This window comes from Rhizobium sp. G21 (assembly GCF_014158035.1).
In the GTDB taxonomy this organism is placed as follows: domain Bacteria; phylum Pseudomonadota; class Alphaproteobacteria; order Rhizobiales; family Rhizobiaceae; genus Rhizobium_E.
The window spans coordinates 1,947,721-1,960,819 of record NZ_JACFXW010000001.1 but is presented as its reverse complement, the minus strand read 5'-3'; the positions used below and the strand labels follow the sequence as shown (position 1 = coordinate 1,960,819).

Here is a 13,099-nt window from a genome sequence, read left to right as displayed (position 1 = left end):
GCCCGAACCGGGAGAGCTGAGATGGCCGCTTATATTCTGAGGCGACTTCTGCTGATCATCCCCACGCTGCTCGGCATCCTGCTTCTGTCCTTCATCATCGTGCAATTCGCCCCCGGCGGACCGGTGGAACAGATGATCGCCGATCTGACCAACCAGAACGGCGGCGACCGGCTTTCGGGCGGCGGTAACGAATTGTCCTTCAATGAAGCGTCCGACAGTTCCGGACGCTATCGCGGCGCCCAAGGGCTCGATCCGGAGCTGATCGCCAAGCTGGAAAAGCAGTTCGGCTTCGACAAGCCCGCCTGGCAACGCTTCGGCGAGATGGTGTGGAATTACGCCCGTTTCGATTTCGGCCAGAGCTTCTTCCGCGACGAAAGCGTCGTCAATCTGATCGTCGAGAAGCTGCCGGTGTCGATTTCGCTGGGCGTCTGGGTGCTCCTGCTCTCTTACGCGATTTCAATTCCGCTCGGCATTCGCAAGGCGGTGTCGGACGGATCGAGCTTCGATGTCTGGACGTCTGGCGTGGTGATCATCGGCTATGCGGTGCCGGGATTCCTGTTCGGCATCCTGCTGGTGGTGCTGTTCGCCGGAGGGTCCTTCTTGGACTGGTTTCCGTTGCGCGGCCTGACCTCGGACAATTTCGACCAGATGAGCATCGGCGGCAAGATCGTCGACTATATCTGGCATCTGACGCTGCCGATCTCGGCGTTGCTGATCTCCTCCTTCGCCACCACGACGCTGCTGACCAAGAATTCCTTCATCGACGAGATCAAGAAGCAATATGTGGTGACGGCCCGCGCCAAGGGGCTGACGGAGCATCGGGTCCTCTATGGTCATGTGTTCCGCAACGCGATGCTGATCGTGATCGCCGGGTTTCCCGCCGCTTTCATCTCCGCTTTCTTCACCGGTTCGCTGTTGATCGAGAACCTGTTCTCGCTCGATGGCCTGGGACGCATGGGCTATGAGGCGATCATCAAGCGCGACTATCCGATCGTGTTCGGCACGCTCTACATCTTCTCGCTGCTCGGACTGGTCGTCGGTCTTCTCTCCGACCTGATCTACACCTGGGTCGATCCCCGCATCGATTTCGAAAAGCGGGAGGTGTGATCATGGCCGAGACCGTCAAAAAGCCCCGGCTGTCGCCGGTCAACCAGCGCCGCCTCGCCAATTTCAAGGCGAACCGCCGCGGCTACTGGTCGTTCTGGATCTTCATGCTGATCTTCGGCCTGTCGTTGTTCGCCGAAGTCATCGCCAATGACAAGCCGATCCTCGTTTCCTTCAAGGGCCAGTTATATGCGCCCATCGTGAAGGATTACGAAGAGGCGACCTTCTCGGTGAGGAAGGCTTCCTGCCGACCACCGATTACAAGACCGATCTGGTGCGGGAAAAGATCGAGGAGAACGGCTGGATGATCTGGCCGCCGATCCGCTATTCCTATCTGACCGCCAACACCTATGTGCCCACGTCCGCGCCGACCAAACCCTTCTGGCTGATGCCGGAGGAGCAGCGTTGTTCGGCCTATCCGCTCGGCGACAAGGATCCCAACTGCACGCTCGGCAACATGAACTGGCTGGGCACCGACGACCAGGCGCGCGACGTGTTCGCCCGGATTATCTACGGCTTCCGGCTGTCGGTGGTGTTCGGCCTGGCGCTGACGGCGGCTTCGGCCGTGTTCGGCGTCACCATCGGCGCGATCCAGGGCTATTTTGGCGGCATGACCGACCTGATCGGCCAGCGCTTCATCGAAATCTGGTCGTCGATGCCGGTGCTCTACATCCTGCTGATCATGGCCTCGATCCTGCCGCCCGGCTTTTTCGTGCTGCTCGGCATTCTCTTGCTGTTCTCCTGGACGAGTTTTGTCGGCATCGTCCGGGCGGAATTCTTTCGCGCCCGCAATTTCGAATATGTCCGGGCCGCCCGCGCGCTCGGCGTCGGCAACGCCGTCATCATGTGGCGGCATCTCCTGCCCAACGCCATGGTGGCGACGCTGACCTTCCTGCCCTTCATCCTGTCGGGCTCGATCAGCACGCTGACGGCGCTGGATTTCCTCGGTCTCGGCATGCCGCCCGGCTCGCCCTCGCTGGGGGAAATGGTCGGACAGGCCAAATCGAACCTGCAGGCGCCCTGGCTGGGCTTCACCGCCTTCTTCACGCTCGCCGCCATGCTGTCGCTGCTGATCTTCATCGGCGAAGCGGTGCGCGACGCTTTCGACCCGAGAAAGACCTTCGGATGAGCAACTCTCGCTTTCCGATGGTTTTGGCTTTAGTGTCGGGGTGGTCCAGATCAGGAGGCCGCCGATGAACAAGATCGTGCGCGAGCACTATCCCGTTTCGCAATTGCCCGAGGATCTGCGCGCGCAGTTTCCGGGGTGGAGACGGTGCGGCTGGTGATCGAGGAGGGCGCCGCCCGACAGGTGGAGAATGCCCCGTTGGGTCGTAGCGAGGGTGAGGATTTCTGGACGACGCTGCAGCAGGCGAGAGCCTCGCTGAGGGAGCCCAGGTCTCTGGAAGACGCGGTGGCTGACATCAGAGCCCTGCGCGATGAATGGGATGAGGAATGACCTTGTTCCCGCTGGTGTATCTCGACACCAACATATTGATCGCCTTTCTCGAAGACGAATTCGGAAAAGGCGATGCTCTGCGCGAAGTGATCGCGGGACATCGCCGGTCGGAGACCGCTCCCCGGTTTCTCACCAGCGCTCTGACATTTTCGGAGTTGCTGGTTAAACCCTATCGAGAACGCGCCTATGCTGCGGCGCAGTTTTACGCGGGACTGAAGGCGGGCAGTTACTGGCTCTCCGTCGTTCCAGTTTCCGAGCAGGTTCTCGATCTCGCCGCCGCCCTCCGCGCCGCCCGCCGGTCGCTCAAACTGCCTGACGCCATTCACGTCGCAACCGCCATGCAGGCGGGCTGTTCGCATCTCTTGACGCAGGACGAAGGCATCAACGCCGGCGAGCCCGCCATTCATCCCCTAACTGGCGTCGCGCTGACGCCCGCGCCGGTGATCCGGCCCGATGCGCCGACTTTGGCCGCCATTCTCGAGGATCTCACACGATGACCGAGCTGCTGATTTCCATTCGCGATCTCTCCGTCGCCTTTCATCAGGGCGGCAACACGTCGATCGCCGTCGATCATGTCAGCTTCGACATCGCGAAGGGTGAAGTGGTCGCGCTGGTGGGCGAATCCGGCTCCGGAAAATCGGTGACCGCCAATTCGATCCTGAAGCTGCTGCCCTATCCGTCGGCGTCGCACCCTTCGGGCCAGATCCTGTTCAAGGGGCAGGATCTGCTCAGCGCCCAGCCGGAAGCGCTGCGCAAGGTGCGCGGACGACGACATCACCATGATCTTCCAGGAGCCGATGACCTCGCTCAATCCGCTGCATTCGATCGAGCGGCAGATCGGCGAAATCCTCGAACTGCACCAGCCGATCCGGGGCGCGGCCACCCGCGCCCGCGTCATCGAACTGTTGACCCAGGTCGGCATTCGCGATCCGGAAAAGCGGTTGACGGCCTATCCGCATGAATTGTCGGGGGCAACGCCAGCGCGTGATGATCGCCATGGCGCTCGCCAACCGTCCGGAACTGCTGATCGCCGACGAGCCGACCACCGCGCTCGACGTGACCGTGCAGGCGCAGATCCTCGAACTGCTCGGCAAGCTCAAGAGCGAGCATGGCATGTCGATCCTGTTCATCACCCATGATCTCGGCATCGTGCGCAAGGTCGCCGACCGAGTCTGCGTGATGACCAAGGGCAAGATCGTCGAGATGGGGCCGACGGCCGAGATCTTCGCCAATCCCCAGCACGGCTATACCCGCAAGCTCTTGGCCGCCGAACCCAAGGGCGAGCCGCCGCCGACAGACGCCGACAAGCCGATCGTGATAGAAGCCGACGACGTCAAGGTATGGTTCCCCATCAAGACCGGCTTCCTGCGGCGCGTGACCGATCATGTGAAGGCGGTGGATGGCGTCGATCTCACGCTGAAGGCTGGCCATACGCTTGGGATCGTCGGAGAGAGCGGTTCGGGCAAGACGACGCTCGGGCTGGCGCTTACCCGGCTGATTTCGTCGCAGGGCCGCATCGCCTTTGTCGGACAGGATATTCAGGGACGTGGCTTCGCCGAAATGCGGCCACTGCGCCGTCAGATGCAGATCGTCTTTCAGGACCCCTATGGATCGCTGAGCCCGCGCATGTCGGTGGCCGATATCGTCGGCGAGGGACTGTTGGTGCATGAGCCACAACTGACGGCGGACGAGCGCGACCGCACGGTCGCCGCAGCGCTCGCCGAAACAGGGCTCGATCCCGAGACGCGCCACCGATATCCGCATGAATTCTCCGGCGGCCAGCGCCAGCGCATCGCCATCGCCCGCGCCATGGTGCTGAAGCCGAAATTCGTGATGCTGGACGAGCCGACCTCGGCGCTCGATATGAGCGTGCAGGCGCAGGTGGTCGATCTCTTGCGCGACCTGCAGGTCAAGCATCAGCTCGCTTATCTGTTCATCTCCCACGACCTCAAGGTCGTCCGGGCGCTGGCCAACGACATCATCGTGATGCGCAATGGCCAGGTGGTGGAAAAAGGCCCGGCCGGGGACTTGTTCGCCAATCCGCGCGAGGAGTACACCAAGGCCCTTCTCGCCGCCGCCTTCAACATCGAGGCGGTCAAGACCGCCGCCATCCGCCAGTGACAGGTTTCGCATGACCACCAAAAGCCCCATCATCGTCGATCTCCGCTTTCACCCCGATCAGGTGGCGGAGGGGTTGAAGACCGCATTTTCGGGCCGCGAGGTGATCAACCGCGCCGACCCCGCCCAGCGCGATCGCGATCTCTCTGGCATTTCCTACGCTCTGCTCTGGAAGCCGCTCGACGATCTCTTCGCGCGCGCCAAGGATCTCAAAGTGCTGTTTTCCGGTGGGGCGGGCGTCGATCATGTTTTGACCTTGCCCGGCCTGCCCGATCTGCCGCTGGTGCGCTTCGTCGACCACACCCTGACCACGCGCATGAGCGAATGGGTGGTGATGCAGTGCCTGATGCATCTGCGCCAGCACCTCGCTTACGACGCCCAGCAGCGCGCGGGCGTCTGGAAGCCGCTGGCGCAACCCGAGGCGGCCGATCTCACGGTGGGCATCATGGGCATGGGTGTGCTCGGGTCTGACGCCGCCCACAAGCTCAAGGCCATGGGCTTCAAGGTCATCGGCTGGTCGAAAAGCGGCAAAGCGGTCGATGGTGTCGCCATGCATGCGGAGGCCGATCTCGACCGCTTCCTCGGCCAGTCCGACATGCTCGTCGGCCTCCTTCCGCTAACGGCGGAGACGCGCGGCCTCTATAACCGGGATCTGTTTGCGAAGCTGAAGCGCGACGGCGCGCTCGGCGGTCCGGTGTTCATCAATGCCGGCCGCGGCGGCAGCCAGGTCGAGGCCGATCTCGTGGAAGCGTTGCAGTCGGGCCTGCTCAAGGCCGCCTCGCTCGATGTGTTCGAGGTCGAGCCGCTTCCGGAGACCTCGCCGATCTGGACACTGCCCAATGTGATCATGACGCCGCATTCGGCGGCGGATTCGGATGTCTCGGCGCTGTTTGCCCATGTCGAACGGCAGATCGACCGTTTCGAGCGCGGCGAGGCGCTGGAGCATGTGGTGGCGCGAGGCGCAGGTTACTGAGGATTGACGAACAGCATGTCGAGCGGGGCTTTCACCGGGATCACCGCGGTCGGCTCCGCTGACAGTTTCCCCTCGGCGAAGTCCCAGTCGAACAAGGCCACGGCGTCGGTTTTCTGATTGGCGACCGCGAGGCGCCGGGCGGCCCGATCGAAACGGATGGCGCGCGGAAATCCGCCGCCGCCGCACTCATACTCCGCCTTCAATGTCGGCAAGCCGCTTTGCGGATCGATCCAGAACACCGCGATCGTATCGGCGCCGCGATTGGCGACCAGCAGATGATGGCCGTCGGGCGTTACGAGAACGCCCGAGGGGTAGTTCCGGCTTTTGGGCTTGCGATGCGTGGCGGGCAGGCTGGCCGCCGGTCGCAGTCCTTCATCGCTGACCGAAAAGGCGAGAACAGTCGAATCCAGCTCTCCCGTGACATAGAGCATCCGTCCATTGGGATGAAATATCGCGTGGCGGGGTCCGGCGCCCGCAGGGGTTTCGGTCTCGCCTTCGACCGTCAGGCGTCCCGCCTTGCTGTCGAAACGATAGGTAAACAATCTGTCCGCGCCGAGATCGGCGGCGACGAGGCGGCGATTGTCGGGGCTGATGGCGACCGAATGGCAATGTGGTCCTTGCTGGCGCGCATGGTCGGGGCCGCTTCCTCGATGCGTGAAACGCGCGATCGCATCGGCCAGGTCGCCGCTGTCGGTCAAGGCAAAGGCGGCGAGGGAGGCGTCGCTGGGCGCAGACATGGCTTGGTAATTGGTGACGAACAGAAAACGCTCAGTCCTGTCGAGGCAGAGATGTACGGCGGCGTGCCCACCGGTCGATTGAGAACTCAGCGCCGCGAGCCTGTTCTGCTGCCAGCCGAGAGCCGTCGCCAGCCCCGGCCCCTCGGGTCTTTCGCTGGCCACATAGATCGACCGGGTCTTGCCTGACGCCGCCAGAAAGGACGGGTTGGGGGCAGCCGAAAATTCTGTCGTCGCGCCGCCGAGGCGATGGATCGCGAGCGCGCCCGCGCCTGGCGCGGCGCAGCATATCAACAGATGGGATTCTGGACTCATCAGCTTTTCCGATCGTGAAACGCGAGCGCCTGTCAGCTACGCGTTGACGTTTACGTCAATGTCAACTAGTCTTTGCTTGCGTGAGGAGCAAAGGCGATTAACATTCTGTCGAGGAGAGCGCAGGATGTCAAAAGTGCGCTGGGAGGAAACAATGAACGCATTCGATTCGAGCTTGCAGCCGATGCCCGGCGACAGGCCGTGGCTCAAGTCCTATCCCGAGGGCGTTCCGTCCGAAATCCAGCCCCTGAAGCACGCCTCGCTCGGCGAGTTGTTCGAGGACGTCGTCAGCCGCAACGGCCATAAGCCGGCCTTCACCTGCATGGGCAAGACGCTGAGTTTCGGCGATATCGACGTGATGTCGCGACAGGTGGCGGCCTGGCTGCAACAGAAAGGGCTGAAGCACGGCGATCGTGTCGCCATCATGTTTCCCAATATCCTGCAATTTCCCGTGGTCGCGCTCGCGGTGCTTCGCGCGGGCTTCGTCGCCGTCAATGTCAACCCGCTCTACACGCCGCGCGAACTGAATTATCAGCTCAAGGACGCCGGCGCGAAACTTCTGTTCACGCTCGAGAATTTCGCCGCCACCGTACAGCAGTCTCTGCCGGGCACCGGCGTGGAGACGGTCGTTGTCGCCACCATGGGCGATCTCCTCGGCCTCAAGGGCCATCTCGTCAATTTCGTGGTGCGCAAGGTCAAGAAGCTGGTGCCGCTCTGGACGCTGCCCGGCCATGTGCCGTTCAAGAGCCTGATGGCCGAGGCGCAGACGATGCGTTTTCGCGCCGAAAACGTCTCTGCCGCCGATGTCGCCTTCCTGCAATATACCGGCGGCACGACCGGCGTCGCCAAGGGCGCGGTGCTGACCCATGGCAATATTCTCGCCAATGCGGAGCAGACGTCGGTCTGGTTGTCCGTGCTCTACCGGCGGGCTGGGAAGCCCGAGGATTTCACCTTCATCTGCCCCCTGCCGCTTTACCATATCTTCGCGCTGACGGTGAATCTGGTGATGGGCATGAAGGAGGTCGCGCGCAATGTGCTGATCCCCAATCCGCGCGATATTCCCGCCTTCGTCAAGGTGCTGCGGTCGGAGAAGATCCATGTCTTCCCCGGCCTCAACACGCTCTTCAATGCGTTGGTGAACAACGAGGAGTTCAAGAAGCTCGATTTTTCCAAGCTCATTCTCAGCCTGGCGGGCGGCATGGCCTGCCAGAGGCCGGTGGCCGAGCGCTGGCAAGCGGTGACCGGTTGCCCGATTTCCGAAGGCTACGGCCTGTCCGAGACTTCGCCGATCGCCACGGTCAATCGCCTCGACGCGGGCTCCTTCACCGGCACGATCGGCCTGCCGCTGCCCTCGACCGATATCCAGATCCAGGATGACGACGGCAGGCAGGTTCCGCTCGGCGTGGTCGGGGAGATCTGCATCCGCGGGCCGCAGGTCATGTCCGGCTATTGGAACAAGCCCGAGGAAACCGCCAAGGTGATGACGCCGGACGGCTTCTTCCGCTCGGGCGACATGGGCGTGATGGACGAGAACGGCTATATCCGCATCGTCGATCGCAAGAAGGACATGGTGATCGTCTCGGGCTTCAACGTCTATCCCAACGAGGTTGAAGAAGTGGTGGCGTCCCATCCCGGCGTGATGGAGGCGGCGGTAATCGGCGTGCCCGACGAACATTCCGGCGAGGCGGTGAAACTGTTCGTGGTGCGCAAGAATCCCGATCTCACCGCGGCGGAAATCAAGGAGTATTGTGCGTCGAGACTTACCAACTACAAGCGTCCGAGGCATATCGAATTCAGGGACAGCCTGCCGAAATCGAATGTCGGCAAGATCCTGAGAAAGGAATTGCGCACCTAGCCCGACCAGCGATAGCGACTGGATACGGCGATGAATCGTACCGGTCCGCCCGGAACATGATCGTCGAACACCGCCGCCGTCAGGCGATCGCCGAACACGCAGCCGCTGTCGATATTGCTGCGCCCGCCGCGCGTGACGGGATTTTCGTCACGCGGCGTATGGCCGTGGCAGAGATGACGACCAAAGAAATCGCCATGGTCGTCTTCGGGGTGTGGCCTGCGCCAGATCAGCGTGTTCTCGTCCTGGTCTTCGAGAGACTTGCTCCGGTCGAGGCCGGCATGAGCGAAAACGCGGAATGGATCGACATGCAGCAGCGGACGCTGCGCAAGCCAAAGGCGATGCGTCTGCGAAACCTCGCCGCGATAGGATTGCAGCGTCTCCTCGCCGCCGTTGCGCAGCCAGAAGCCTTCCCGGTCTCGACCTTCGAGCGCGTCGAGCATCATGCGCTCGTGATTGCCCAGCAATGCGATCCAGCGCCAGTCGCGGGAGCGTGGCCCGGCCATGACGCGTTCGATCACCCCGGCGCTGTCGGGGCCGCGATCGACATAGTCGCCGAGAAAGACCACCGTGCCTTTGTCATAGGCGAGGTCGATGATGTCCAGAAGGCTGGCGAGCTCATTCAGGCAGCCATGGATGTCGCCGATGGCGATGGTGACGCTCATGATGATCTTTCGGGCCAATCAGCCGGGTGGCAGCGGCGTCCAGTCTTCCACGATCTCTCCGCCCGAGTAAACCGCGATCGGGCCGAATTGCTGCAGCACCGCTTCGCTCTGGCTCGGGCGGAGAAAGGCGAAATCGCCTTCCCGCGCCATGGAGCCGTTCGGCAGCGCCATGAATTGCTGGTTGGAGCTTTGCCCCCAAAGCGCATTCTCCCGCATCCCATCGGGATGAACGGCCGTCGCCATCCATTTGCCGCCATAGAGAAAGCAGCCCTCGCGCGGAAACCTTCCGAGCGTCTGCATCAGGCTGGTTAAAAGGACGGGCCGGGCAGTTGCGCCTTGACCCGCTTGAGGATCGGCGTGGCGATGAACAGGGCCGGCAAGAGATCGGTGAGCTCCACGCTGTCGAAATCGGTCGGCTTGAGAAAGGCTGAACCCATGGAGATCTCGTTGGCGAGATCAGGTCCGTAACCAAGCGCGGTGTTGCTGCCGCCGATATTGAGGATACCGCGCTCTCCCGGCGCCAAAGCATCGACGAATGTTCTATAGCGCTCGAGCACGCGGGCGCGTTCGCCTGCAGGGCCGCCGGCGAAGCCCGGCAGTTTCGGAATATGGGCCTCGTAGCCCATCACGCCTTCCAGATGCAGGCGAGAGAATTGAGGTCCGCAAAAGGCGGATTTCATCTCCGCCGCCGAAGCGAAACCGCCGCGATGCATGCCGACATCGATTTCGGCCGCGACGCGCAGATCGAGGTCGAACGCGGCGGCGATCTCCGCATAGGCTTTCGCACGCTCGGGGCTGTCGACGAGATGGACGGCTCGACGGGTCAACGCCTGCCGCTCCTCGGCGCCCGCCTGCTGCAGCGCCTGCTTCAGGGCGGCGGCCGGCATCGGCTTGCCGAACAGGATTTCGGCGTCGGGATGGGCGGTCAGGACAGCGCGGGTGATCGGCAGGTGGAAACTCATCACCCGCTGTGTCCCGAGACGCGTCATTAGGCGCGCCAGAAGCGCGGGAACGGCGAGCGACTTGTCGACCAGGCGCAGGCCATGACTTTGCGGCTTCTTGCGCGCTGCGATATCGGCGTTGGCGTCCAGCCGGTCGCGATCGATGACGAGCGTCGGCTGAAACCGGCCGGCGTCCGTCAGAGCCCGGCCGAGCCCGTCAAAATAAGAGGCGTCGCTCATGCTTCGATCAGCCGTTTTATGTAAGGAGAAACGAACCTTCCGTCGGGATCGAGCATGCGCCGCACCTCCATTGCGTCCTTCCAGCGGGGATAGAGCTTGGCGAAATCGGCGCCGGTCAGCGTATGCATCTTGCCCCAATGCGGGCGGCCGCCATAGCGGCGGAAGATCGGCTCGGCGGCGCGCTGGAAGGCGATGGGATCTTCGGCGGCGTCATGATGGATGGCGATCGAGCAGGTCTGTCGCTTGTAGAAAGGACTGAGCCAGATCTCGTCCGCGGCCACTGTGCGCACTTCCATCGGGAAATAGACTTCCGGAAAGCGCTTCTCTGTAAGTTCGATGATTTCGGCCAAGGCCTTGGGACCCTCTTCGACGGGCAGGTGATATTCCATTTCGTTGAAACGGGTCTGCCGGTCGCTGGTATACACTTTGAGCCAATTCTCGACATAGTCTTCGCGCGGCAATTTGCGCATCGCATCCGAAATCAACCTGCGGCGCAGCCAGGGAAACCACTTCAAGAGATTGCGCGCCAATTTCAGTGTCTTCAGTCCGTCTTCATCATCCTCCAGCGGTCTCGAGGTCACCGGCTCGTCGGTGATGTCGCTGGCGAGGAACATCGCATGGCCGGAATAGGGGACGAAATAGAACTCGGCCGAGCGGTGGGCGGTCATCATCGAATGGAAATTGGCGATCATGTCGCCGATCGGCAGCACCCAGCGGCGCTTGCGCATCCGATAGGTCGGCAGATTGTTGAGCGTCACGGCGCTGACGATGCCGAAGGCTCCGAGACTGACGCCGAGGGCGTTCATCATCTCGCCATCCGCCTCAAGGGTGAAGACGCGCTTCTCCCCATGTCCGTCTATGAGCTCCATATGCTGCAGCAGCGTGTGATAGGCGCCGAGCGTCGAGCCCGTGCCATGGGTGGCGGTGCCCAACGCGCCGCCGATCGATTGTTTGTCGATGTCGCCCATATTGGCCAGCGCCTGGCCGACGCCGTCGAGAATCCTGGTGAGATTGCCGAGTTTGGTGCCGGCGCGGACCGTGGCGCGGCAGTTCTCGTCGTCGTGGGTCACCAGGCCTTCGATATGATCGAGCGACAGGATCGTGCCGTCGCTCGGAACCAGCGGCGTGAAGGAGTGGCCGGAGCCGACGACGCGGATAGGACCGGGCGCCGATTTCACGATTTCCTGCAGCGCCTCGACCGTCCCAGGCGTCTCGAAACGCTGGGGGCGGGCGGTCACGTAGCCCGACCAGTTCGACCAGATTTGCGGCGCATTCATCGTGTCAAAATCCTTTGCGTCCTGATCGTGCGAAGCCGAAAGACAGCGTCAGCGCCAGACTGACCAGGGCCGATGCGCCGGCGAACACGGCGATCGGCCTGTAGTCGCTCCCGGTGACGAAAAACGAAGCTCCGGCGGGTCCGAGCGCGCCGCCGAACAATTGTGCGGCGGGCGTGAGCAGCGCGGTTCGCCGCGTGCCGTCCGCCGCCACCGTCATGGCGATCTGCCAGGGGGTGACGAACAACAACAGGAAGCCCGAAGACAGCGACAGCAGCCAGAAAAAGGGCAGCGAAACCTCTCGGGTGAAAGCGGCTCCGATGCCGACCGCGACCAGCGCCGAGAGCGTCAGCATGCCGACGAAGGGGATCTTCGGCTCCAGAGCAGTGGCGGCGACGGCTCCGGCGACCTGGGCCAGGAGCGACACCGACACGATCAGGCCGACCGTCGCCGAAGGGACATCGTTCTGCGCGCCGAGCGGCTCGAGAAACGCCCAGATCGATCCTGTGAACATATAGAGGGTGAAGATGGAGAGAAGCGCCAGGGCCGGACGAAGCGCGAGCATCGCATGGGGGCGAAGCGCAGCGTCCGCCGAGAGCGGACCATAGTCGTCGAGCAGGCGCGGCGCGATCAGGAGGCCGGCGAGAGTGACGCCGGTCAGGAAGACGAAGCTGCCGGTGGAGCCCCAGGCCGGCGCGATCGCCAGCGCGATGACCGCCGCGGCGAGACTCTGAGCCAGTGTCTGGACGATGATGAACCAGCCGCCATTGCGACCGGGCGCCGGGCTTCGGGCAATGAGTTCGATCGCGACTGCGATCAACCCGCCTTGCATGAACCCCGCAAAGACCCGGATCAGGATGAGCCACAGGGGCTCGGTGCAAAGGCTGTCGCGGTATGGGCGGCAGCCGTCAGGACCAAAAGAACGGACGCCTTCAGCCGCATCGACCCAGGCCCGCCGATCAGGTTCAGCATGGCCGATCCAAGGCCGATCGCCAGCATTTCCAATGTAGCGAGAATGGCGATTTCATCGAATGTCGCCCGTCCCTCAGTGAAGAGCCCTCCGAGCAGAACCGGCTGCAACCCCAGCGACAGGGCGCCCAGAGAGCCGACGGCCATGGATGATGCGAGGTCGCTTCGACGCCATGACGTCAGTTCTCGGCGCATGGATGCGCCATTACCCATCTGCACGCCCATCCCCCGCTTGCTTTTTCTTGCGGATTGCTCAATTGGTTTTGTTTATATTCCCCTTATAAAGAAGCTGACAGTTGATCATCTTTTTGTCAAGTAGGGGCGCAGAGGGAAGGGCCGCTGAGGCATGCAGGATCTGGATTCCAATTTGAGGCGTTCTCCGAAACAGGATCGCAGTCGGGAGCGCGTCGAGGAAATACTGGCCGCCGCCAAGCAATTGATCGGAGAAAAGGAATCGACGC

The 13,099-nt window shown here is 62.6% G+C and carries 12 protein-coding genes and 2 pseudogenes; 7 read left to right on the top strand and 7 right to left on the bottom strand.

Translation table 11 applies throughout. The features are described 5' to 3' along the window. Nucleotides 1-21 precede the first annotated feature (21 nt). From H2O14_RS09980 to H2O14_RS09955, 6 genes and pseudogenes are all read left to right on the top strand, one after another. On the top strand, nt 22-1,107 hold the full coding sequence (locus H2O14_RS09980) for a microcin C ABC transporter permease YejB (protein WP_182827528.1): 1,086 nt from the start codon (nt 22-24) through the stop codon (nt 1,105-1,107). Between the two features lie 2 nt (nt 1,108-1,109). Next, nucleotides 1,110-2,233, top strand: a pseudogene (locus tag H2O14_RS09975) (ABC transporter permease). A 144-nt stretch (nt 2,234-2,377) separates the two neighbouring features. Further along, the gene (locus tag H2O14_RS09970; protein WP_182827527.1) at nt 2,378-2,560 is read left to right on the top strand and encodes a hypothetical protein; all 183 of its coding nucleotides are present in this window, start codon (nt 2,378-2,380) and stop codon (nt 2,558-2,560) included. Next, entirely contained in the window at nt 2,557-3,057 is a 501-nt protein-coding gene (locus tag H2O14_RS09965; protein WP_182827526.1) for a PIN domain-containing protein, read from the top strand. The genes H2O14_RS09970 and H2O14_RS09965 overlap by 4 nt, the downstream gene beginning before the upstream one ends. After that, nucleotides 3,054-4,681 (top strand): annotated as a pseudogene (locus H2O14_RS09960) (ABC transporter ATP-binding protein). Before H2O14_RS09965 ends, H2O14_RS09960 begins: the two are co-directional and overlap by 4 nt. Before the next feature lie 10 nt (nt 4,682-4,691). Continuing rightward, a complete protein-coding gene (locus H2O14_RS09955; protein WP_182827525.1) occupies nt 4,692-5,651 on the top strand; it encodes a 2-hydroxyacid dehydrogenase in 960 nt (319 codons plus the stop codon). Here the strand turns inward: H2O14_RS09955 and H2O14_RS09950 are convergent. After that, a complete protein-coding gene (locus H2O14_RS09950; protein WP_182827524.1) occupies nt 5,645-6,700 on the bottom strand; it encodes a lactonase family protein in 1,056 nt (351 codons plus the stop codon). The genes H2O14_RS09955 and H2O14_RS09950 overlap by 7 nt on opposite strands. A 151-nt stretch (nt 6,701-6,851) precedes the next feature. Here H2O14_RS09950 and H2O14_RS09945 point away from each other — a divergent pair, with 151 nt between their 5' ends. Then, on the top strand, nt 6,852-8,552 hold the full coding sequence (locus H2O14_RS09945) for a long-chain-fatty-acid--CoA ligase (protein ID WP_246697347.1): 1,701 nt from the start codon (nt 6,852-6,854) through the stop codon (nt 8,550-8,552). Here the strand turns inward: H2O14_RS09945 and H2O14_RS09940 are convergent. The 6 genes from H2O14_RS09940 to H2O14_RS09920 are packed head-to-tail and all read right to left on the bottom strand — an operon-like array spanning nt 8,549 to nt 12,857. After that, nucleotides 8,549-9,214, bottom strand: a complete 666-nt coding sequence (locus H2O14_RS09940) for a metallophosphoesterase family protein (RefSeq protein ID WP_182827522.1) — start codon at nt 9,212-9,214, stop codon at nt 8,549-8,551. The genes H2O14_RS09945 and H2O14_RS09940 overlap by 4 nt on opposite strands. A gap of 18 nt (nt 9,215-9,232) precedes the next feature. Continuing rightward, nucleotides 9,233-9,514, bottom strand: a complete 282-nt coding sequence (locus H2O14_RS27320) for a hypothetical protein (protein WP_246697346.1) — start codon at nt 9,512-9,514, stop codon at nt 9,233-9,235. An 8-nt stretch (nt 9,515-9,522) separates the two neighbouring features. Next, entirely contained in the window at nt 9,523-10,395 is an 873-nt protein-coding gene (locus tag H2O14_RS09935; RefSeq protein WP_246697345.1) for an alanine racemase, read from the bottom strand. Further along, the gene (locus tag H2O14_RS09930) at nt 10,392-11,672 is read right to left on the bottom strand and encodes a D-arabinono-1,4-lactone oxidase (RefSeq protein WP_182827521.1); all 1,281 of its coding nucleotides are present in this window, start codon (nt 11,670-11,672) and stop codon (nt 10,392-10,394) included. Before H2O14_RS09930 ends, H2O14_RS09935 begins: the two co-directional genes overlap by 4 nt. A gap of 4 nt (nt 11,673-11,676) precedes the next feature. Beyond that, nucleotides 11,677-12,489, bottom strand: coding sequence for a hypothetical protein (locus H2O14_RS09925; RefSeq protein ID WP_182827520.1), 813 nt, complete (start codon nt 12,487-12,489; stop codon nt 11,677-11,679). Nucleotides 12,490-12,521: 32 nt separating this feature from the next. Further along, the gene (locus tag H2O14_RS09920; protein ID WP_182827519.1) at nt 12,522-12,857 is read right to left on the bottom strand and encodes a hypothetical protein; all 336 of its coding nucleotides are present in this window, start codon (nt 12,855-12,857) and stop codon (nt 12,522-12,524) included. Nucleotides 12,858-13,099 lie beyond the last annotated feature (242 nt).

Bases quoted from the DNA above. Each gene is read 5' to 3' on its own strand.
- H2O14_RS09980 (WP_182827528.1), top strand. From the start codon at position 22: ATGGCCGCTTATATTCTGAGGCGACTTCTGCTGATCATCCCCACGCTG.
- H2O14_RS09965 (WP_182827526.1), top strand. From the start codon at position 2,557: ATGACCTTGTTCCCGCTGGTGTATCTCGACACCAACATATTGATCGCC.
- H2O14_RS09955 (WP_182827525.1), top strand. From the start codon at position 4,692: ATGACCACCAAAAGCCCCATCATCGTCGATCTCCGCTTTCACCCCGAT.
- H2O14_RS09950 (WP_182827524.1), bottom strand. From the start codon at position 6,700: ATGAGTCCAGAATCCCATCTGTTGATATGCTGCGCCGCGCCAGGCGCG.
- H2O14_RS09945 (WP_246697347.1), top strand. From the start codon at position 6,852: ATGAACGCATTCGATTCGAGCTTGCAGCCGATGCCCGGCGACAGGCCG.
- H2O14_RS09940 (WP_182827522.1), bottom strand. From the start codon at position 9,214: ATGAGCGTCACCATCGCCATCGGCGACATCCATGGCTGCCTGAATGAG.
- H2O14_RS27320 (WP_246697346.1), bottom strand. From the start codon at position 9,514: ATGCAGACGCTCGGAAGGTTTCCGCGCGAGGGCTGCTTTCTCTATGGC.
- H2O14_RS09935 (WP_246697345.1), bottom strand. From the start codon at position 10,395: ATGAGCGACGCCTCTTATTTTGACGGGCTCGGCCGGGCTCTGACGGAC.
- H2O14_RS09930 (WP_182827521.1), bottom strand. From the start codon at position 11,672: ATGAATGCGCCGCAAATCTGGTCGAACTGGTCGGGCTACGTGACCGCC.